Origin of the sequence: Rhodoplanes azumiensis, from assembly GCF_042682915.1 — a bacterium.
GTDB classification, from domain to species: Bacteria; Pseudomonadota; Alphaproteobacteria; order Rhizobiales; family Xanthobacteraceae; genus Rhodoplanes; species Rhodoplanes azumiensis.
This window is the reverse complement of sequence record NZ_JBHUIW010000013.1, coordinates 37170-57054: the sequence shown is the minus strand read 5'-3', so window position 1 is coordinate 57054 and position 19885 is coordinate 37170. Positions and strand designations below refer to the sequence as shown.

Sequence of the window (19885 nt, the reverse complement as noted above, 5' to 3'; positions counted from 1 at the left end):
CTGATGTTCGCGCTCGTCTTCCGTTTCCCCGCCGGTCGTTATCACGCGACGCCCTGGGGCCGGAACGTCAACGAGGCCGACGTCTCCTGGCCGCCCGAGCCGTGGCGGATCCTGCGCGCGCTGATCGCGACGTATTGGCGCAAGGGCGACCGCGAGCGGTGGTCGGAGGACGACCTGTCCGCATTGATCGACGCCCTGGCCGAGGAGCTCCCGGTCTATCGGCTGCCGGACGGCGTGGTTCACGCCCATACCCGCCACTACATGCCGGCGCCGGTCAAGACGACGCTCGTCTTCGATGCGTTCGCCCGCCTGCCGGCGGATGCCGAGATCGTCGCGGCGTGGCCCGGGGTCGCGTTGCCGCAGCCGCTGTTCGCGCTCGCCGCCGACCTCGCGCGCGGCATCGGCTATCTCGGGCGGGCGGAAAGCTGGGTCGAGTGCGAGGCGACGGCCGATTGGATCGACGGCAAGGCCAATTGCCGGCCCGAGGGCGAGCCCGACACGACGGGCGAGCCGACCCGGCTGATCGCGCCCCGCTCGCCGTCCGACTACGCCGCCGAACGCGCGCGGCTGCTGTCGGACCTCGATGCACGCGAAATCCAGGCTGCGGCCGCGGCCGGCCGGAAGGCGCCGACCGGCAAGGCGCTCGCCGCCGCGCGGGCCAAGGCGTTCGGCGCGACCCTGCCCGAGCGGCTCGTCGACGCGCTGGCGCTCGACACCAGCGATTATCAGCGCTGCGGTTGGAGCCGGCCGCCGGCGAGCCGGGAGGCGATCTACATCCGCGCTCCGCTGACGCCGACGCCGCGTGTCGCGCGGCCGAGCCGTGCGGCGGGGGACGACCGCGCAAGGTTCACGGTCGCGCGTTTCGTGCTGGCCGGCCGGCCCCGTCCGCGGATCGAGGCCGCGGTCGCGATCGGCGATCTGATGCGTCGGGCCACGCTCTCCAAGTTCGACTGGATCAAGGACGAGAACGGTCGCTGCCGGCCGAACGCGCCGTCGGTGATCTCGGGTCACGGCGAGGACGGTCGGCCCTTGCGCGGGGGCGACCATCGCCATGCCTTCTGGCTGCCGGAGGACGCGGACGGCGACGGTGAGATCGATCACGTCGTCGTCTATGCGAAAGACGGCTTCGACGCGCACGTCCGCGGCAGGCTCGACCGCGTGACCCGGCTCTGGACCGAGCGGGCGCCCCGGATCACCGACGAAGACGGCGCCGGCGCACCGGAGGCGCGCCGGGAATGGCGGCTGGCGCTGGAGGGGTTCGGGGTGCCGGAGGATTTTTCCGGCTCGAGCCGGCTTCTCGGACGTTCGAGACGATGGGAGAGCGTCACGCCGTTTCTGGCGGCAGGGCATCTCAAGGCGGGCGGGTATGCCTCCGAGATTCGCCGCCTCGCCGCGCGCCGTGGCTGTCCCGCTCTCGCCGCCGTCGAATTCTCGCGACCGCGCGCCGCGCCCGAATCGGACGCCGGCCGAGCCGACGACGTCGGCATCGAGGTCCACGGGCGGCTGCGCCGCGCCATTCATTTCGACCGCTTCCGCCCACGTGGTCGCGAACGACAGCTCGACACGCTCGGCACTTTCCTGAAGTTGACTTTCGCCGAGCCTGTCGAGGGTCCGCTGGCGTTCGGCTACGGATGCCATTTCGGGCTCGGCCTGTTCGCCTCCCGCGTCGATGGCGGTGCCTGTCCGAGGGTTCCCGCACCATGGTGAACGATGACCATTGGCGGGATCTTGCCAACGGCAGCGTATTGCGGATCACCGCATCATGGGAGCAAGGCGAAGCAAGCGTGCCCATCTCCGTCGACCGTGGCGCGCCGGCGATCTCGAGGAACGATCTCGCCCTCTCCGTCCGGCGCCTCGGCTCGGGCAGCTCCGGGGGAGCACGCCGGACGGTTCACGTCCCGTAGTGGGACTGCCGAAATGCGAGCTCGGCCCGTCACCGCCGGATCGGCCCGGCCCGCGCGGTCTTGCTCGCGGTCTTTCGCGCGCTGCGGCCCGCAAGAGCGGGCCGGCGCTCAGGCCGGGGTTCCGATCCGCGCCTTGACGTCGGCGAGGCCGGCGAGGGCGCCGGCGCGTAGAAAGCCTTGGTCGGACGACACCACGAAGGTGCTGGCGCCGAGATCCTTCAGCCATACGGCTTCGTCGCCGTTGGCCGCATACACGCTGATCGACTTGCCGGCGGCGCGCGCCGCCGCCGTGATCCGCTCGACCGCGCGGCGCACCGCCGGCGGATCGGGCGTCTCGTCGCCGAAGGCGGCGGTGAGGTCGCCGCGGCCGATGAACAGCGAGTCGACGCCCTCGACGGCCGCGATGGCGTCGATCTCGTCGAGCGCCTCCGGATCCTCGATCTGTGCCACCATCACGATACCGGCGTCGGCGTCGGTGATGTGGCGCCACATCGGCACGGCCGTGTAGCGGCCCGCCGGCGTGCTGGTGGCGAAGCCGCGCTTGCCGCCGCGGTAGCGGCAGAGGGCCGCGGCCTTGCGGGCATCGTCCGCGCTCGACACGTGCGGGACGAGCACGCCGGTCGCGCCGCTGTCGAGCACCGAGAGGATGGCGTCCGGCCCCGGCACCCGCACCAGCGCCGGCACGCCGGCGGCGCGCGCCGCCATCATGGCGATGTCGGTGGTGCCGCGATCGAACGCCGCGTGCTCCTGGTCGATGACGACGAAGTCGAAGCCGGCGTCGGCGACGATCTCGGTCGCGTGGCCGGTCGGCGTCTTCAGGAACGTGCCGATCAGCGGCTCGCGGGCGAGCACGCGCTGGCGGAACGTCGAGGGGGATGGGGTCATGATCACGCGTCCGCTGGACCAGTCGATTCAGTCGATCGCGGCAGCCGGTGACAGCCGCCGGTCACGGCATCGGATAGTCGTCGGCATTGAGCACCCAGCCCGGCTTCTGAGAGAAGTCGAGCCGCGGCGGGCAGAAGATATCGACGAGCTGATTGAGACCGGGGCCGATCGCCTCGGTCGTGTGGATCGCCGGCGGCGGGATGACGGCGATCGACGGGCTGCCGCAAAGCTCGTGATCGTCGGCGCGCCAGAAGGCCTTGTTGACCGTCCACGGCCAGCGCAGATGGTGGACGAACGCGCCTTCGATCGCCAGCGAGCACTGCTCGAAGTCGTCGTGGTGATGCGGCGACAGCCGGGTCGCGTCGCGCGGCCCCTGATAGGAATCGAGGACGTTCACCATGAAGGTGCTGCCGCGCCAGATGCGGCCGAAGCGTCCCTTCTCGGGCGGCACGTCGAGCCCGTAGACGTGCAGCGCGTGGCCGCGCTTCGGCGCGGGCCACGGCACGAGCGGCGCGACGAGCGGCTTCGCGTCGGCATAAGATGCGGCGTTGCTGCATTTGGCGACGAGGTCGGCGGCCCGCGCCGTGATCATGCGGACGATGCGGCCCGGCACGATCACCTCGATCTGCGACGGCCCCGGTGGCACGAAGGCGAGCGAGTTGCCCTCGACTCTCGTGGTGCTGCCGCGCGCGGTGATCTCGACCACGCTGTGCCGGTCGGGCATCAGCACCGCGTACTCGTCCTCCTGGACATCGCGGGCCAGCACGGCACCCGCGGTCGGCTCCGAATAGGCGATGACGAAGTTCTGCCCCCGCGCGTACCAGGTCTTTCCGTCGGGGCCGTCCTCCTGCGGCGGCTCGGCATAGAAGCGGGCATACTCGGCGCCGCCGAACGGGCCGGCGGCCGCGCCGGCGCCGGCCGGCTTGGCGGTGGCGGCGGGCGCGAGGGCGGCGCGGGGATCGCTGACGTCGTACATGATCACCTCTTCGATCGTCGTGATCGTCTCGGTCGTCGTCTCGGTCGTCGTCGAAGGGCCGTCGCGGCTCAGGCCGCCGCCGGAAGATCCGCCTCGAGCCCCAGCACCCGGGCCGCGTTGAGCGACACCATGTGGCGGATCTGGTCGTCGTCGTAGCCGAGCTCCAGGCACATCGCGATGCCGCGCCGAAATCCCTCGATCGGATCGACCGAGCCGACCTGGCCGAGATCCGAGCACAGGATGGTCTTCTCGACGCCGGCCGCCTCGATGTGGCGGCGCAGCGCCTCGGCCCCGGCGATCTTGAAGCGCGAGCCCTCGACGAACATGGCGAGCGAATGCTCGACATGGGCGCCGAAAGCGGCCATGCCGGCCACGTCGTCGAGGCTCGCTCCGACGATCTCCTCCGGATGGGTGAGGATGAGGCGCGTCACGCCGCGCCGCTTGGCCTCCTCGAACACCACCCAGGTCTCGCCGATGTGAAGGTGCCCGCTCGCCAGCGTCACGTCGAAGCGGGCGACGATGTCGAGCACCGCCTTGACCTCGTCGCGCACGCCACCGCCGGCATCGAGCACCGGAATGCCGACCGGCGGGCGCATCCGGTCGGTCGAGGCCGGGTGGCTCCACTGCGCCTGCGCCTGCCAGCGCAGATGGTTCTCGGCCGCGAGCGTCGGCAGCCAGACGATCTTGCCGCCCATCGCGGCGGTGTGCTCGACCGCGTGGGGATTGAAGCCGCCGACCACGTTGTTGAGCACGATGCTCGGATAGATCTTCGTCGTCAGCTCGGGGAAGTTGGTGCGGATCAGCGCCGCGGTCACGACGCTCGAGTAGTCGTGATCCTTGGTCACCACCGCGGCGAAGCCGGCCGCCGATGCGGCACGCAGCAGCGCGACGTGATCGAGCGCGCGCGGCGCGATCGACGGGCCGCTGTGGACATGCGGATCGACGGCGCCGCGCAGCAGTCGGTCGATCCGCACCTCGGTGTCGTCCCGCGAAGTCATCGTCGGCAGCGGCCTCTCTGATGGTCGTCGCCGGGGACGTCCGCGGCCGGGCCACGGAGGTCGCGCGAGGGACGATCGTGCGGCGGCCGACCCGACGTCGCCCGGGCGGGCGCGCGAGGGTGTCGGGACGGCGAGCCGGAGATTCTCTTCGTGTTCGCGAGAACGAAACGCTGTTCTCTTTTCAAGGTAACGACCCTTCGCCGCGGCTGTCAATCGCCAGCCATCGGGTCCGGCGCGATCGCGGCGGCTGCCACCGACGATTGTCGCGCGCCCGAGACGCCGTCGTGTCGCGAGTGATCCGGTCACGATCGGCATACCCGACGATCACCGCCCGCCGGTCCGGCGCAATGGAAATCTGGTAGAATTTCACCACGCGGAACGCGACGACGCCCCGTCGTCCGCCGAGGAGCAGTCGAGGACGTCGATGACGGCCGCAGTCGTCGAGAGGAGCCACCCCGTCACACCATCGGAGGGCCGGTCGTCCGGCGAGCGGCGAGCCCTGCGGCCGCGCATCCTCTTCGTGTCGATCTGCCCGAAAGTGTCCGAGCAGGTGCGCCGACTCGCGAACGACTTGGATCTTCCGATCGAGATCTTCGAAGGTGGAATGACCAAAGGTGGCCTGCAATACGCCATCGAGCACCAGCACGACTACGACGTCATCGTCAGCCAGGGCGGCACGGCGGCGCATATCGAATCCTGCATCACCTCGATCCCGGTCATCACCATCAAGCTGTCGATCACCGACTTCCTCGACGCCTTCGGGCGGGCGATCGAGCGCGACCGGCCGCTGGCGCTGTTCTGCGTCGCCAGCGAGGTGCTGCCCGAGATGGAGCGGGTCGCCCGCTTCTCCGGCCGGGCGCCGGACTACAAGCTCCTCGCCTACTCCCACAAGGAGGAGTTCGAGGCGCAGTATCGTGTCGCCGCGACGCTGCAGGGTCACACGCTGATCGGCGTCTCCTGCTATTGCGTGCTCGACATGCAGGCCGAGCTCGAGGGGCGGGGCATCGACTTCGCCCTGATCTGCCCGTCGCAGCGGAACATCCAGAAGGCCGTCCTGTCCGCCAAGAGCATCGTCGAGTCGAAGGGCCGCGAGGAGCTCAAGGCCCAGCGGATGAAGAGCATCGTCGATTATTCGGCGCAGGGCATCGTGTCGATCGACGACCAGCGCCGTGTCACCTCGGTCAACCCGGCAGCCGAGCGGATTCTCGACATCCGGGCCGGCGCCGTGCTGTCGCGTCGCCTCGACGAGACGGCGATGCCGGCGGCGCTGCGCGAGCTGCACGGCGACGGCGACTTCCAGCTCAATCAGCTCGTCAAGCTCGACGGCAACGACCTGCTGGTCAACCGCATCCCGGTGCGGGTGAACGACCGTCTGGAGGAGACGATCGTCTCGTTCCAGCGGGTCACCGACATCCAACGCCTGGAGATCAAGGCGCGCATGCAGCTCCTCTCGAAGGGGCTGGTCGCCAAGCACCGCTTCGAGGACATCGTCGGCACCAGCGCGGCGCTGCGCACCGCGATCGACCGCGCCCGCCGCTTCGCCGAGACCTCCGCCTCGGTGCTGATCGAGGGCGAGACCGGCACCGGCAAGGAGCTGTTCGTCCAGTCGATCCACAACGCCAGCGACCGTCGCGACGGGCCGTTCGTCGCGATCAACTGCGCGGCGCTGCCCGAGACGCTGCTGGAGAGCGAGCTGTTCGGCTATGCCGACGGCGCCTTCACGGGCGCCAAGCGCGGCGGTAAGGCCGGGCTGTTCGAACTCGCCCACAACGGCACGATCTTCCTCGACGAGATCGGCGAGGTGTCGCCGGCGATCCAGAGCCGGCTTCTGCGTGTCCTCCAGGAGCGCGAGATCCTGCGGGTCGGCGGCGACCGCGTCGTCAAGGTCAATGTTCGGGTTCTCTCGGCGACCAACAAGAATCTCTACCAGATGGTCCGCGAGGGCCGGTTTCGCGACGATCTGTTCTTCCGGCTCGGAGTCTTGAACCTGCGGCTCCCGCCGTTGCGCGAGCGCACCGAGGACATCCGCCCGCTCGCCGATCGCTTCGTGCGGATGGCGAGCGAGACGACGGGCAAGCGCCTCGACGATCTCTCGGCCGACGACATCCGGATGCTGCAGCGCTACGCCTGGCCCGGCAATGTCCGCGAGCTCGAGTACTTCCTCGAGAAGCTCGCGATTTTGGCCGACGCCTCGGTGCGCACCAGCGACCTGATCGGCCTCCTGCTCGGCGAGCACACCCGCGACCACGGCCGCGACGCGGCATCGCCACGGCCGCTCCTCGACGCGACGGACGACGACGATCGTCTGACGCTCGCGGTCGGCCCGATGCGCGACATGCAGCGCCAGATCGTCGAGCGCATGCTGGAGCGCACCAACGGCAACAAGGTCGAGGTGGCGCGCCGTCTCGGCATCAGCCGGGTGACGGTGTGGAACAAGATGAAGGAGGCCGACGCCGGGCCGCGCGACGCCGAAGCGCTCCGGGCGGACGCTCCCTTCGCGCGCGCCGCGGCGGTCCGCTTCAGGCCTTGATCTCCCATGGGCTCGCGCCGGTGCGCACGAAGCTCGCGAGCGAGCGCAGCCCGACCTCGACCATGTCGCACACCGCCTGATCGGTGAAGAAGGCGTTGTGGGTGGTCACCACCACGTTCGGGAAGGCGCGCAGGATCGCCAGCTGCCGGTGCTTGAGGATCTCGTCGCGGTGATCGGCGTGGAAGATGCCGCGCTCGTTCTCCAGCACGTCCAGCGCCGCGGCCGAGATCTTCTTCTCCTCGATCGCCTCGATCAGCGCCTCGGTGTCGATCAGCTCGCCGCGTGCGCAGTTCACGACGATGGCGCCGTCCTTCATCTTCCGGATCGTGTCGGCGTTGATCAGGTGTCGGGTCGTGGCGGTGAGCGGCGCGTGCAGCGAGATCACGTCGCTCTCGGCCAGGAGCTCCTCGAACGGCACGTAGGTGACGAGCTCCTTCAGGGCCGGGTTCGGCACCACGTCGTAGCCGATCAGGCAGGCGTCGAAGCCCGAGAGGTTCTTGGCGGTCGCTGCGCCGATGCGGCCGGTGCCGACGATGCCGATCGTCAGGTTGCGCATCTCGCGCCCCTGGGCGCCGACGATCGTGTAGTCCTGGGCGTTGTTGCGGGCGATGATGGTCTTCGCCTTGCGGATCGACATCAGGATCAGCATGACGGCGAAGTCGGCGACCGAGTTCGGCGAATAGTCGGCGTTGGAGAACCGGATGCCGAGGCGCCGCGCCGCCGCGGCGTCGATGTTGTTGTAGCCGGCCGTGCGGGCCGCGACGAAGCGGGTGCCGCCGGCGGCGAGGATCTCCAGCACCGGCGCGCCGGCGTCGCAGGCGCTGAGGATCGTCACGCCCTCGAAGCCTTTGGCGAGATGCGCGTTGTCGAGCGACAGGTTCTGCGGCACCCGGGTCAGCGTGATGCCGAGCTCGTCGGCGAAGCGGTCGAAGGCGTCGCTCTCGTAGGCGCGCGCCGCATAGGCGATCACGTTCATGCGCGCGACGCCTCTTCGACGCGACGGATCTCGGCCGCGGGGCGGGCGCGCGGCGGCGCGACGAAGACGTTCGGCGTCTCCTCGCCGCGCAGCACGCGCAGCGTTCCGGCGGCCAGTGCCTCAAGCTCGTTCTCGCCCGGAACGATCTCGACCGGCGCGATGAACGCGACGCGCGCGGACACCATGTCGGCCATCCGCTTGGAATGCGCGATGGCGCCGGTCAGCACGATACGGTCGACCTTGCCCATCACCACGGTCGAAAGCTCGCCGATGCCCTTGGCGATCTGATACGCCATGGCCCGATAGACGAGCTCGGCTTCGGCGTCGCCGGCGTCGATGCGCGCCTCGACCTCGAGCGCGCTGTTGGTGCCCAGATAGGCGACGAGGCCCCCGACGCCCCGCATCAGCTTGGTCGCCGACTTGCGGTCGTAATCTCCGGAGAAGCAGAGATCGACGAGCTGCCGGCACGGCACCCGCCCGGCGCGCTCCGGCGAGAACGGTCCCTCCTCGTCGGTCAGGACGTCGATCATCCGGCCGCCCGAGATCACGGTCGCGGTGACGCCGCCGCCCATGTGGCAGACGACGACGTTCGCATCCTCCAGGCGCAGGCCGTCCCGCCTGAGCACCTTGATCGCCATGGCGCGCATGTTGAGGACGTGACAGGAGGCGCGCCGCGTCAGCTCCGGCACGCCGGAGAAGCGGGCGATGTCCTCCATCTCGTCCACCACCACGGCGTCGTAGATGAAGGAGGGGATGCCGAGCGGCTCGGCGATGTCGTGGGCGATCAGGGCGCCCAGGTTCGAGGCGTGCTGGTCGATCGGCCGGTGGCGCAGGAACGCGACCATGTCGTCGTTGACCAGATAGGCGCCGCGCGCGAGCGGCGGCAGCTTGCCGCCGCGGCCCGCGACCGCGGCGAGCGTTCCGAGGTCGAAGCCCTCGGCCTTCAGGGCGGCGACGATCGCCGCCTTGCGCATCTGGAACTGGTCGCCGATCGTGTCGAAGGGCGCGAGGTCGGCGGCGGAGTGATCGACCTTGCGCTCGAACAGGCGGGTCTCGTCGGCGAAGACGGCGATCTTGGTCGACGTCGAGCCGGGATTGACGGTCAGGATGATCTTCGGTTCGGTCATGGCGAATTCTTTCAACGGCCGTTTGCCCGCATGTCTGGTTCAGTCCCCGCTCACCGAGGCCGCGATCACGAGAGGCAGGAACTTGTCCTGCGCGTCGACGGCCCGCGAGGTCAGCACGATCGGCACGCGGCCGCCGACCACGATGCCGGCGCTCGCCGCGCCGGCCGAGTAGCGCAGCGCCTTGAGCAGGATGTTGCCGACCGAGATGTGCGGCACGACGAGGAGATCCACCTCGCCGGGCAGCGGGCTGTCGTAACCCTTGATGCGGGCCGACTCGGCGCTGATCGCGAGGTCGTAGGAGATCGGTCCCTCGACGTGACAGCCGGGCAGCCAGCCGCCGCGGTTGAGCGCCGTCATCTCGGCCGCCTCGGCGGTCTCGGGCATCTTCGGGTTCACCGTCTCGGCCGAGGACAAGAGCGCCACCTTGGGCGGATCGAAACCGATCGCCCGCATGGTCGAGACCGCGTTCTCGACGATCTCCTTCTTCTGGACGAGGTCCGGCGCGATGTTGATGGCGACGTCGGTGAGGCCGATCAGCTTGTGGTAGTTCGGGATCTGGACGAGGGCGAAATGCGACAGCAGCCGCCCGGTGCGCATGCCGCTTTCGGACGACAGCATGGCGCGGAGGAGATCGGCGGTCTGCACCTTGCCCTTCATCACGAAGTCGACGGCGCCGTCGCGCACCAGCACGGCGGCGCGCTTCGCCGAGGCGACCGGATCCTCGGCGTCGACGATGCGGAAATCTTCGGCGACCTCGCCGAGGCCGGCGAGCAGCGCGCGGATTTTGTCGGCCCGGCCGATCAGGCAAGCGTCCAGGATTCCGTCACGCCTGGCCTGTGCGACGGCCTCCAGCGTGTGCTCGTCCTCGGCCGCGACCACGGCGACGACCTTGCGGCGCGCCGCGCCGTGGCGGACCTTCTCGATCAGCGTGTCGAAACTCGGATAGATCAAGGCAGCACCTTCGAAAGAACGAGGAACATGGCCTCTCCGCGACGGACCGGCCCGTCCTCGCGACCTTTCGCGAGGATTTGTCGCCAGGGCGCAGCCCAGGGACCGGCCGCCGCGTCGGCGGCCGGGGCGGAGAGCGGGGCGACCGGACGTTCAGGTCCGGTCGCGTTTGGTTGGACGTGTCAGGGGATCTGCGTCAGCGGACCGCGATGGCGAAGTCCGGGCACACCGCGAAGCACTTCAGGCAGCCGATGCACTGCTCGGGATGCAGCGCCACGGCCGGCTGGTAGCCGATCGCGTTGAACGCGTCGGACATGCCGAACACGCCCATGGTACAAATCTCGCCGCAATAGCCGCACGCCTTGCAGATGTCGGTCGTGATCTCCACCGTGTGATGGTGCGTCTGACAGGCGAGGCAGCGCTCGGCCTCGCTCCGCGCCGTCGCCGCGTCGAAGCCGTCCTCCACCAGCGCGAAGCTCTTCGCCCGCGCGGCCGGATCGGCCTTCTTCGATGCGAGGCGTCGGCGGCGCGGACCGCCGACCGGCGCGTCCGCCTCGACCGGTTCTACGCGCGGCGGATCGATGTTTCCGTCGCCGCCGAGGAAGACGTCGACGGCGCTCGCCGAGGTCCGACCCGAGGCGATCGCGTCGATGATGGTCGACGGGCCGCTCACGACGTCGCCGGCCGCGAACACGCCGGGCACCGAGGTGGCGGCCTTGTCGTCCACCGCGACGGTGCCGCCGCGCGCCACCTTCAGCTTCAGCGCCGCGGCATCGGCCTGCTGGCCGGCCGCGACGATCACGGTGTCGCAGGCGATCGTGAAAGCGCTGCCGTCGACCGCGACCAGCGTCGCGCCGCGGCCGCTGCCGCCGTCCTTCGGAGCGAGCTTGACGCAGGTGAGCCGCCCCGCCTCGATCGTCACGGGCGCCGCCTCGAACACGAAGCCGAGCCCTTCCTCCTCGGCCTCCGCGATCTCCTCGGCCGAGGCCGGCATGGCGATGCGGCCGCGGCGATAGACGAGCGTCGTCTGCGCCCCGAGGCGGATCGCCGTGCGGGCCGCGTCGATCGCGGTGTTGCCGCCGCCGATCACGGCGACGGTCTTGCCGAGGGCGACCGTCTCGCCGGCATTCACGCGCTTGAGGAAGTCGATCCCGTCGAGCACGCCGGCGGCGGTCTCGCCGTCGACCCCGAGCTTCACCGGCGTCCACGCGCCGGTCGCCACCAGCACGGCGTCGTGGCCCTCCGCCAGCAGCGCCTCGGGCGAGCGCACCGCGGTGTCGGTCGTGATCGTCACGCCGGTCGCCGTGATATGGGCGATCTCGTTCTCGACCACGTCGTTCGGCAGGCGATACTCGGGGATGCCCCAGCGCAGCATGCCGCCGGGCTTCGAGGCCGCCTCCAGCACCGTGACGGCGTGGCCCTTCAGCGCGAGATAATAGGCGGCCGTGAGACCGGCCGGACCCGAGCCGACGACCGCGACCTTGCGGCCGGTCGACGCGGCGGGCGCGGGTGGCGGCACCGTATGAGCGAGATCGGCGGCGGCGCGCTTGAGGAGCCGGATCGCCACCGGCTCGTCGAACTGACGACGGGCGCATTTCGCTTCGCACGGATGGAAGCAGGCATAGCCGCACACCGCCGCGAAGGGGATCTTCTCGCGGATGGTGGCGAGCGCCGCGTCGAAGTCGCCGTCGCGGATCTCGCGGACGTAACGCGGCACGTCGATCCCGGCCGGGCAGGCCGCCCGGCAGGGCGCGACCCGCGGTTCCAGACGAACATGGTCGTTCATGGCTGGTTCTTTCAGGCTGCCGCGAGGACGTTGGCCGCCGCCGCCGCGCCGGCGCGCAGCGCTGCGAGGTTGGCGTCTCGCTTCTTGTCGGAGAAGCGCTCGGAGATCGCCATCTCGAGCGCGTCCTTGGTCAGGATGCGGCCGGCCGTGCACAGGAAGCCGAGCGCGACGAGATTGGCGAGGCCGGGATTGCCCATCTTGGCCGCCGTTTCGGTGAACGGGAAGCCGGCGAGATTGCGGCCCTCGCGCTCCGGAACGAAGGTCGTGTCGTAGATCACCAGCGCCCCCTCGGCGGCGCTCCCCTCGTATTTCTTCATCGCCTCCGGCGACATCGCCAGGACGACATTCGGGCTCTCCACCTGCTGGTAGACGATCTCCGCGTCGTCGATGATCACTTCGGTCATCGACGTGCCGCCGCGGGTGGCGATGCCGTAGGACACGGTCTGGACGACGTTGGCGCCTTCCAGGATCGCGGCCTCGCCCAGCAGCGTGCCGGCCAGAAGGACGCCCTGACCCCCGGACCCGGCGAGAACGATCTCTGATCGCCTGGACATCTCGGTCACCTCGTGAAGCTCTTGAACATGATGTCGCGCCCTCAGTTGCCGGTCGCCCGGGCGCCGACCTCGGCGTAGCGCGCGTTGAAGTCGGGCTCGTCGCGGTCGACCAGCCGACCGATCGGGAACAGCCCGGCGCGGGCCTCCGGCGTCATGGTCCGCCAGGTCTCGACCGGCACGGTCTTCTCCTGCAGCCAGGCGAGCATCTCGGTGCCCTTCTTCATCTTGTTGTTGGACCCGAAATGCGTCGGGCAGGGGCTCAGCACCTCGACCACCGAGAAGCCCTTGCGGCCGAGCGCCTCGCCGATCAGCGTCTTGAGGTCGTCGACGTGCCAGGGCGTCGAGCGGGCCACGTAGTTGGCACCCGCGACCTCGGCGAGCGCGCAGATGTCGATCTGCCGCTCGGGATTGCCGTAGGCGCTGGTCTGGGTGATGGCCCCGCTGAAGGTCGTTCCCGAGAACTGGCCGCCGGTCATGCCGAAGTTGAAATTGTTGATGATGATCGCCGTCAGGTCCATGTTCCGCCGCGCGGCGTGCAGGAAGTGATTGCCCCCGATCGTGACGCTGTCGCCGTCGCCCATGAAGACGACGACGTGGAGATCGTCCTTCGCCGCCTTGATGCCGGTCGCGCAGGCGAGCGCGCGGCCGTGGGTGGTGTGCAGGGCATGGGTGACCAGATAGTCGTCGAGCTTGCCCGTGCAGCCGATGCCGGTGACGACGACGGTGTCCTGGTTGCGGTACCCGAGCTCCTCGAAGGATCGCAGGCAGGCGCGCAGCATCACGCCGATGCCGCATCCAGGACACCACATGTGCGGCATCACCCCGTCCTTGAGGTACTGCTGGCCCGTCGCGTAGGGCACGTCGGCGCGGGCTTGGGCGCCGCAGGTCTTGGTGGCGCAAGTCATGAGAAATCTCCTCGCCGCTGGCTCAGATCGCCTTCAGGATGTCGCGCGGCGTGATGATCTGGCCGTTCCAGCCGTTCACCCGTCGCACGTCCTTGTCGGCGCCGAGCACCTTCTTCACCTCGCCGGCGATCTGGCCGTGGTAGTTCATCTCCGGCACGACGACGGTCCGGGCCCGGCCGCCGAGCGCGGCGACCGCCTCGCTCGGAAACGGCCACACCGTGACGAGCTGCAGAACGCCGGCCTTGACGCCCTCGGCCCGCAGCTTGGCGGCGGCGGCGCGCGCCGCCCGTGTCACGGTGCCGAAGGCGACGAACAGGATGTCGGCGTCGTCGGCCTCGAACGCCTTCGTCTTCACGATCTCGGCGCGGTGATGCTCGAACTTGGCGTTCTTGCGGGCGATCTGCCGGGCGGCGTTCTCGGGCGAGTTGTTGGAGTAGCCGTCGGGCCCGTGCATCGAGCTCGACACGTGCATGATGTACTCGCTGCCGTAGGCGGAGATCGGCGGCACGCCGTCCGGCGCCGGCGCGAACGGCCGATAGGCGGCCGGGTCGCCGGTCGGCTTGGCACGATCGACCACCTCGATCTCGCCCGCGTCCGGGATCACGATGTTCTCGCGCATGTGGGCGACGATCTCGTCGGCCGCGATCACCACCGGGGTGCGCAGCGTCTCGGCGAGGTTGAAGGCCTCGACGGTCAGGCTGAAGCACTCGGCGACCGAGGACGGCGACAGCGCGATCAGCTCCTGGTCGCCGTGGCGGCCCCAGCGGATCTGCATGATGTCCGCCTGGGCCGGCTTGGTGGCGAGCCCGGTCGACGGACCGGAGCGCTGCACGTTCATCACGACGCAGGGCACCTCGCCCATGATCGCCAGACCCAGATTCTCCTGCATCAGCGAGAAGCCCGGGCCCGAGGTCGCCGTGAACGACTTGGCGCCGGTGAGCGACGCCCCGATGATCGCCGCCATCGAGGCGATCTCGTCCTCCATCTGCATGTAGACGCCGCCCAGCTTGGGCATCACCCGGGAGCATTCCTGGGCGATCTCCGACGACGGCGTGATCGGGTATCCGGCGTAGAAGCGTGCACCGGCGTAGATCGCGCCCTGTGCCATGGCTTCGTTGCCCTGCAACAATCGTCCGTGGTTCTTCATCGATTCCTCCCGATGGTGTTCGGGCAGAGTTCATCCGGTGCCGGCGCGCGCGTCGCGCCGGACGTCACATCAGGCCGAGCATCTTCCACCAGGGAATGCTGACGACGGCGCCGAGCACGATCAGGACCATGTAGACGAAGGTGAGCTTCACCATCTGTCCGTCGGTCGCCATCTCGTCCTTGGTGCCGAACTGGGCGCACATGTAGATCGTGTTGGTGTAGCGCAGGATCCAGATGCCGCCGGCGCAGAACGTCACGAAGATCACGATCCAAGGATTGACGCCGAGCGGAACCAGCAGCGGCGAGAGGATCATGGCGAACATCACCGACATCGACGTCATGTTGGTGAGCAGGAACTTCAGCCCGTAGACCGCCACGGCCATGAAGGCGACGAACAGCACCGGCTGACGGATCACCGAGTCGAGGAACGGGCCGAGCAGCGATCCGAGATACTTGTCGATCTTCAGGAAGCCGATCACCGAGGCCATGTTGAAGACGCTGCCGATCAGCATCACGGCCGGCCACTCGATGCCGTTCTTGAAGTCGTTGGCCGTCATGGTGCGGACGCCCAGCAGCGTGCACATGGCCGTGACGGCGACGACACCCGAGTTGACCTTGTGGTAGCCCTCGGTCATCCACATCAGGAGCGCGCAGACCAGAACCGCGAGGACGATCTTCTCGTCCTTGGTCATCGGGCCGATCTTGGCGAGCGCCTCCTTGCCGTAGTTGGCCGGCAGCGCGACCTTCTCCTTCGGGGCGTAGAGGATCAGGATCGCGACCGTCATGCCGACGCCGACGACGAGGCCCCAGGGCAGCGACCACAGCAGCCAGTCCATCCACGAGACGTTCTGGAACTCCTTCGGCAGGGCGGCGATCAGGGCGTAGTGCGAGAACGAGCCGGACAGGAAGATGTGGCCCATGATCACGTAGCCGAGATAGCAGGCGCCGAGCATGCCGGCGGCCGCGGCGCTCTTGCGCGGCAGGCCGAGCGAATCGGAGATCGCCAGCGCCATCGGCGAGGAGAGCGCCGCCTTGGCGTTCATCGAGGGCACCAGCGGGCTGATGATGATGCCGGAGCCGACGAGACCCAGCACCTGGCCCTTGAAGGTCGGCGGCACCAGCGACAGCACCCACAGCGAGATCCGCTTCAGGAGCCCGACCCGACCGGCGACGGCGCCGAGACCGAAGGCGCCGACCATGATCCACCAGCCGGGCGTCGAGAAGTTGTAGAAGGCGCGCGGGAACGGCACGGCGCCGAAGGCGACCCACAGCGTGCACATCATCAGGCCGGTGACGTATTCCGGCACGAGCTGGGTCATCCACCAGCCGACCGCGCAGATCGTGATGCCGAGCGCGTACATGGCCTGCGTGGTCAGGCCGTCGGGCGGCGGCAGGGTTCCGACATAGACGCCGATCGCGATCGCGGCCAGCGATCCGACGATTCTGATGATCTTGATGACGTCGAGCTCTTCTCGCTCAGCTCCCATCGTCCGCTCCTGAAACTTCTGAACGTGTTCTGGAGTGGTTCGACCGCGGCTGCGGCAGAACCGGAAGAAGAGGCGAAAAGCCTCTCCGGACGCCCACGGGGGGAGGCGCTCGCCGGGAAGAGAGCAACCGAGGTGCCAGCCGGAGCGGCGGGGGCGGGGAAGGCTCGCCGGCGATCGAAGGGCGGGAGTCTTTAATTCGTCGAATCAGAGAATTGCGGTTCGCCCTCGGACGAACCCGTAAGGTGATCTGCGGAGGCGCGAGCGGCGTGCCGGGCGCGCGCCGAAGGCGGTCGCGAACGCCGCGCCGTGTTCAAACTTTCAACGCCGTCAAAAAAATGAACGCGTCGTCGTCGGTCCTCGGCGACACGGGCTCCCGCGGCGGTCGCGCCCGTGCTACACCGCGTCGGAGGGCGTGCCCGGCGCGCCGGCGGTGGCCGGCCGGTCCGGCCCCGGAACAATCCACGGACGCGAGCAATGAACATCGGTGACAGTCCGCTGCTGACGGACCTCTACCAGCTCAACATGATGCAGGCCTATCTGGCCAACGGGATGACCGGGACGGCGTCGTTCGAGCTGTTCGTGCGGCGGCTGCCGCCGGGGCGGTCTTTCCTGATGGCGGCGGGGCTCGAGCAGGCGGTGGACTGGCTCGCCTCGTTTCGCTTCTCGGCCGACGAGCTGGCCTACCTGGAGAAGAGCGGCCGGTTCGACGCCGCGATGCTCGACCATCTCGCGACCCTGCGCTTCGAGGGCGACGTCGACGCCATGCCGGAGGGCACGGTGTTCTTCCCGCACGAGCCGATCCTGCGGGTCACGGCGCCGCTGCCGCTCGCCCAGCTGCTCGAGTCGCGGCTCATCAACCTGATCCAGCTGCAGAGCCTGGTCGCCACCAAGGCGGCGCGCGTGATGCTGGCCGCGCCTGGGAAAACCCTGGTCGACTTCGGCTTCCGCCGGGCGCACGGGGCCGAGGCCGGGTTGATGGCGGCCCGGGCCGCCTATGTCGCCGGCTTCGCCGGCACCGCGACCGTGCTGGCCGAGATGCTGTGGGGCATCCCGATCTACGGCACCATGGCCCACTCCTACGTGCAGGCGCACGAGGACGAGAGCGTCGCCTTCGAGAGTTTCGCCCGCGCCCGGCCGGACAATCTCACGTTGCTGATCGATACTTATGATCCCGAGGCCGCCGCCCGCAAGGTCGTGGCCCTGGCGCCCAAGCTCGCGCGTGACGACATCGTGATCCGCTCGGTGCGGATCGACTCGGGCGATCTCGTCGGGCTGTCGCGGCGGGTGCGCGCGATCCTCGATGCCGGCGGCTGCCCGGACATCCGGATCTTCGTCTCCGGCGGGCTGGAGGAGGGGCAGATCGCCGCGATCGTCGAATCGGGGGCGCCGATCGACGGCTACGGGGTCGGCACCGCGCTCACGACGTCGCAGGACCAGCCCGTGCTCGACATCGTCTACAAGCTGCAGGAGTACGAGGGCGTGGCGCGGCGCAAGCGCTCGGCCGCGAAGCAGACCTTCCCGGGCCGCAAGCAGGTGTGGCGCACCCGGGCCGCCGACGGGACGATCGCGGGCGACGTCGTCTCGCTCGACGGCGAGACGCTGTCCGGCGAGACGCTGCTCGCCCCGGTGATGCGGGGCGGCGAGCGGGTGCGCCGCGATCCCTCGCTCGCCGACATCCGGGCGCGCGCCGCCGCCGAACTCGCCGCCCTGCCGAAGGCGTTGCGCGACCCGCTGCATCCCGGCCCCTACCGGGTCGAGATCGGCACCGCGCTGCACGACCTCACCGCGGCGGTCGACCGCCGCATCGCCGCGCACGGGTGATACCGATTTCGGTCGATGAGGTCGCCGTCATTCCGGGGCGCGGCGAAGCCGCGAACCCGGAATCCGGCGGCGACTTCCGCGTTCTCGGCGGGATTCCGGATTCGCGTTCGGCGCACGCGCCGCGGAATGACAACCGAGCGCGGTAAGCCGGCGTTAAGTCTGTTCTGGATTAATGCCCCACTTCGGGACATCCGATCCGGACCTTGGCCGCCATGGCGGAGCGCATCCTCATCGTCGACGACGACCCGGTGCAGCGGCGCCTGCTGGAGGGGCTCGTCCAGAAGTTCGGCTTCGAGGCGGTGTCGGCCCCGGGCGGCGACGCCGCCGTGGCGCTGCTCGCCGATCCGGATACGCCCGCCGTCGACGCCGTCGTGCTCGATCTCGTGATGCCGGATCTCGACGGGCTCGGCGTGCTCTCGCGGCTGCGCGACGTCGGCCTCTCGGTTCCGGTGATCGTCCAGACCGCCCATGGCGGCATCGACAACGTCGTCTCCGCGATGAGGGCCGGCGCCGTCGACTTCGTCGTCAAGCCGGTCGGGCCGGAGCGGCTGCTCGTATCTCTGCGCAACGCCCTGCAGGCGCGCGCCCTCGAAGGCGAGCTGTCGCGCCTCAAGCGCAGCCGTGCCGGCACGCTCACGCTCGAGGACATCGTCACCCGCAGCCCGGCGATGCGGGCCGTGCTGCGCGCCGCCCAGAAGGCGGCCACCTCCACGATTCCGGTGCTGATCGGTGGCGAATCGGGTGTCGGCAAGGAGCTGCTCGCCCGCGCCATCCATGGGTCCGGCGAGCGGCGCGCCAAGCCGTTCGTCGCCGTCAACTGCGGCGCGCTGCCCGACACGCTCGTCGAGTCGATCCTGTTCGGCCACGAGAAGGGGGCCTTCACGGGCGCCTCGGAAAAGCATGTCGGCAAGTTCGTCGAGGCGTCGGGCGGCACGCTGTTCCTCGACGAGGTCGGCGAGCTGCCGCCGGCCGCCCAGGTGAAGCTCCTGCGCGCCCTCCAGGAGGGCGAGGTCGAGCCGGTCGGCGGGCGGCGTCCGGTCAAGGTCGACGTGCGGCTGATCTCGGCGACCAACCGGGATCTGATCGCCGACGTCGGCGCCGGGCGCTTCCGCGAGGATCTGTTCTACCGCCTGCACGTCTTCCCGATCACGCTGCCGCCGTTGCGCGCGCGGGCCGAGGACATCCCCGACCTCGTGCGCCATTTCCTGGTGCGGTTCGCGGCCGAGGAGGGGCGGCGGGTGCGCCGCGTGTCCGCCGAGGCGTTGGCGCTGCTCGCCCGCCATGCGTGGCCGGGCAATGTGCGCCAGCTCGAGAACGCGGTGTTCCGCGCCGTCGTGCTGGCCGAGGGCGACGAGATCGGCCTCGACGAGTTCCCCCAGATCGCGACCGCGTCCGCCGCGACGGCGATCGCGGAGGCGCCGCCTCCGCTGGTGCCGGCGTCGCTCGCCGCCACGAATTTGCCGCAGACCGCCCGGGACGCCGTCTCGCTCACCGACACGATGCCGCCTGCCGCGGACTTGATGCCGCTGCTCGGCCCCGACGGCGAGGTGCGGCCGCTGGACGAGATCGAGGCCTGCGCGATCCGCTTCGCGATCGCCCATTACAATGGGCAAATGTCTGAGGTCGCACGCAAATTGAGGATCGGCCGGTCGACTTTGTATCGCAAGCTGGAAGGGCTCGGGCTGGCGCCGTCGGAAGACGACGTTACCGTCGACGTGTCCGCCCGGTGACAGCGCCGCGAAAAGCGCGAGATCGGCCACGAAAACAGGGGCTCGGCCGCGATCGGCTGAGCTAAGTTGAAGTCCCGATGCCGTGGCCGCGCGTCGCTTCGCGGCGGCTGCG

The 19885-nt window shown here is 69.6% G+C and carries 16 protein-coding genes; 4 read left to right on the top strand and 12 right to left on the bottom strand.

What is annotated here, in order from left to right; translation table 11 throughout:
• The first annotated feature begins 3 nt into the window (after window positions 1–3).
• On the top strand, window positions 4–1707 hold the full coding sequence (gene csb2 / locus ACFSOX_RS12500) for a type I-G CRISPR-associated protein Csb2 (RefSeq protein WP_378478148.1): 1704 nt from the start codon (window positions 4–6) through the stop codon (window positions 1705–1707).
• Window positions 1708–2012: 305 nt separating this feature from the next.
• On the opposite strand, the gene ACFSOX_RS12495 is transcribed toward csb2, so the two are convergent.
• The 4 genes from ACFSOX_RS12495 to ACFSOX_RS12480 all read right to left on the bottom strand — a co-directional run bounded on the left by ACFSOX_RS12495 (window position 2013) and on the right by ACFSOX_RS12480 (window position 5409).
• Window positions 2013–2789: an HpcH/HpaI aldolase family protein gene (locus tag ACFSOX_RS12495; protein WP_378478147.1), complete on the bottom strand. Its 777-nt coding sequence runs from the start codon at window positions 2787–2789 to the stop codon at window positions 2013–2015.
• Between the two features lie 61 nt (window positions 2790–2850).
• Complete coding sequence (locus ACFSOX_RS12490; protein ID WP_378478146.1) at window positions 2851–3765, bottom strand: cupin domain-containing protein; 915 nt, start codon at window positions 3763–3765, stop codon at window positions 2851–2853.
• A 68-nt stretch (window positions 3766–3833) separates the two neighbouring features.
• The gene (locus ACFSOX_RS12485; RefSeq protein ID WP_378478145.1) at window positions 3834–4763 is read right to left on the bottom strand and encodes a DUF6282 family protein; all 930 of its coding nucleotides are present in this window, start codon (window positions 4761–4763) and stop codon (window positions 3834–3836) included.
• Window positions 4764–4944: 181 nt separating this feature from the next.
• Entirely contained in the window at window positions 4945–5409 is a 465-nt protein-coding gene (locus ACFSOX_RS12480; protein WP_378478144.1) for a hypothetical protein, read from the bottom strand.
• Between ACFSOX_RS12480 and ACFSOX_RS12475 the strand changes: the two genes are divergently transcribed.
• Window positions 5368–7293, top strand: coding sequence for a sigma 54-interacting transcriptional regulator (locus ACFSOX_RS12475; RefSeq protein WP_378478143.1), 1926 nt, complete (start codon window positions 5368–5370; stop codon window positions 7291–7293). The two genes, ACFSOX_RS12480 and ACFSOX_RS12475, sit on opposite strands and share 42 nt — an antisense overlap.
• On the opposite strand, the gene ACFSOX_RS12470 is transcribed toward ACFSOX_RS12475, so the two are convergent.
• From ACFSOX_RS12470 to ACFSOX_RS12435, 8 genes are all read right to left on the bottom strand, one after another.
• Complete coding sequence (locus ACFSOX_RS12470; protein ID WP_378478142.1) at window positions 7283–8269, bottom strand: D-isomer specific 2-hydroxyacid dehydrogenase family protein; 987 nt, start codon at window positions 8267–8269, stop codon at window positions 7283–7285. The two genes, ACFSOX_RS12475 and ACFSOX_RS12470, sit on opposite strands and share 11 nt — an antisense overlap.
• Complete coding sequence (buk, locus tag ACFSOX_RS12465) at window positions 8266–9396, bottom strand: butyrate kinase (RefSeq protein WP_378478141.1); 1131 nt, start codon at window positions 9394–9396, stop codon at window positions 8266–8268. Before buk ends, ACFSOX_RS12470 begins: the two co-directional genes overlap by 4 nt.
• Before the next feature lie 39 nt (window positions 9397–9435).
• On the bottom strand, window positions 9436–10347 hold the full coding sequence (locus tag ACFSOX_RS12460; protein ID WP_378478140.1) for a phosphate acyltransferase: 912 nt from the start codon (window positions 10345–10347) through the stop codon (window positions 9436–9438).
• Window positions 10348–10540: 193 nt separating this feature from the next.
• On the bottom strand, window positions 10541–12130 hold the full coding sequence (locus ACFSOX_RS12455) for an FAD-dependent oxidoreductase (protein ID WP_378478139.1): 1590 nt from the start codon (window positions 12128–12130) through the stop codon (window positions 10541–10543).
• 11 nt (window positions 12131–12141) lie between these two features.
• Complete coding sequence (locus ACFSOX_RS12450; RefSeq protein ID WP_378478138.1) at window positions 12142–12684, bottom strand: 2-oxoacid:acceptor oxidoreductase family protein; 543 nt, start codon at window positions 12682–12684, stop codon at window positions 12142–12144.
• A gap of 41 nt (window positions 12685–12725) precedes the next feature.
• On the bottom strand, window positions 12726–13589 hold the full coding sequence (locus ACFSOX_RS12445) for a thiamine pyrophosphate-dependent enzyme (RefSeq protein ID WP_378478137.1): 864 nt from the start codon (window positions 13587–13589) through the stop codon (window positions 12726–12728).
• A gap of 22 nt (window positions 13590–13611) precedes the next feature.
• A complete protein-coding gene (locus ACFSOX_RS12440; protein WP_378478136.1) occupies window positions 13612–14736 on the bottom strand; it encodes a 2-oxoacid:acceptor oxidoreductase subunit alpha in 1125 nt (374 codons plus the stop codon).
• Window positions 14737–14800: 64 nt separating this feature from the next.
• The gene (locus tag ACFSOX_RS12435) at window positions 14801–16222 is read right to left on the bottom strand and encodes an SLC13 family permease (RefSeq protein ID WP_378478135.1); all 1422 of its coding nucleotides are present in this window, start codon (window positions 16220–16222) and stop codon (window positions 14801–14803) included.
• Window positions 16223–16696: 474 nt separating this feature from the next.
• Here ACFSOX_RS12435 and ACFSOX_RS12430 point away from each other — a divergent pair, with 474 nt between their 5' ends.
• Together ACFSOX_RS12430 and ACFSOX_RS12425 are read left to right on the top strand one after the other, a co-directional pair.
• Entirely contained in the window at window positions 16697–18043 is a 1347-nt protein-coding gene (locus ACFSOX_RS12430) for a nicotinate phosphoribosyltransferase (RefSeq protein WP_378478134.1), read from the top strand.
• A 212-nt stretch (window positions 18044–18255) separates the two neighbouring features.
• Window positions 18256–19773: a sigma-54-dependent transcriptional regulator gene (locus tag ACFSOX_RS12425; protein WP_378478133.1), complete on the top strand. Its 1518-nt coding sequence runs from the start codon at window positions 18256–18258 to the stop codon at window positions 19771–19773.
• Window positions 19774–19885 lie beyond the last annotated feature (112 nt).

Coding starts and splice junctions, on each gene's coding strand:
- ACFSOX_RS12455 (WP_378478139.1), bottom strand. CDS start 12,130: ATGAACGACCATGTTCGTCTGGAACCGCGGGTCGCGCCCTGCCGGGCG.
- ACFSOX_RS12430 (WP_378478134.1), top strand. CDS start 16,697: ATGAACATCGGTGACAGTCCGCTGCTGACGGACCTCTACCAGCTCAAC.
- ACFSOX_RS12440 (WP_378478136.1), bottom strand. CDS start 14,736: ATGAAGAACCACGGACGATTGTTGCAGGGCAACGAAGCCATGGCACAG.
- ACFSOX_RS12425 (WP_378478133.1), top strand. CDS start 18,256: ATGGCGGAGCGCATCCTCATCGTCGACGACGACCCGGTGCAGCGGCGC.
- csb2 (WP_378478148.1), top strand. CDS start 4: ATGTTCGCGCTCGTCTTCCGTTTCCCCGCCGGTCGTTATCACGCGACG.
- buk (WP_378478141.1), bottom strand. CDS start 9,396: ATGACCGAACCGAAGATCATCCTGACCGTCAATCCCGGCTCGACGTCG.
- ACFSOX_RS12475 (WP_378478143.1), top strand. CDS start 5,368: ATGACCAAAGGTGGCCTGCAATACGCCATCGAGCACCAGCACGACTAC.
- ACFSOX_RS12445 (WP_378478137.1), bottom strand. CDS start 13,589: ATGACTTGCGCCACCAAGACCTGCGGCGCCCAAGCCCGCGCCGACGTG.
- ACFSOX_RS12470 (WP_378478142.1), bottom strand. CDS start 8,269: ATGAACGTGATCGCCTATGCGGCGCGCGCCTACGAGAGCGACGCCTTC.
- ACFSOX_RS12485 (WP_378478145.1), bottom strand. CDS start 4,763: ATGACTTCGCGGGACGACACCGAGGTGCGGATCGACCGACTGCTGCGC.
- ACFSOX_RS12450 (WP_378478138.1), bottom strand. CDS start 12,684: ATGTCCAGGCGATCAGAGATCGTTCTCGCCGGGTCCGGGGGTCAGGGC.
- ACFSOX_RS12490 (WP_378478146.1), bottom strand. CDS start 3,765: ATGTACGACGTCAGCGATCCCCGCGCCGCCCTCGCGCCCGCCGCCACC.
- ACFSOX_RS12495 (WP_378478147.1), bottom strand. CDS start 2,789: ATGACCCCATCCCCCTCGACGTTCCGCCAGCGCGTGCTCGCCCGCGAG.
- ACFSOX_RS12435 (WP_378478135.1), bottom strand. CDS start 16,222: ATGGGAGCTGAGCGAGAAGAGCTCGACGTCATCAAGATCATCAGAATC.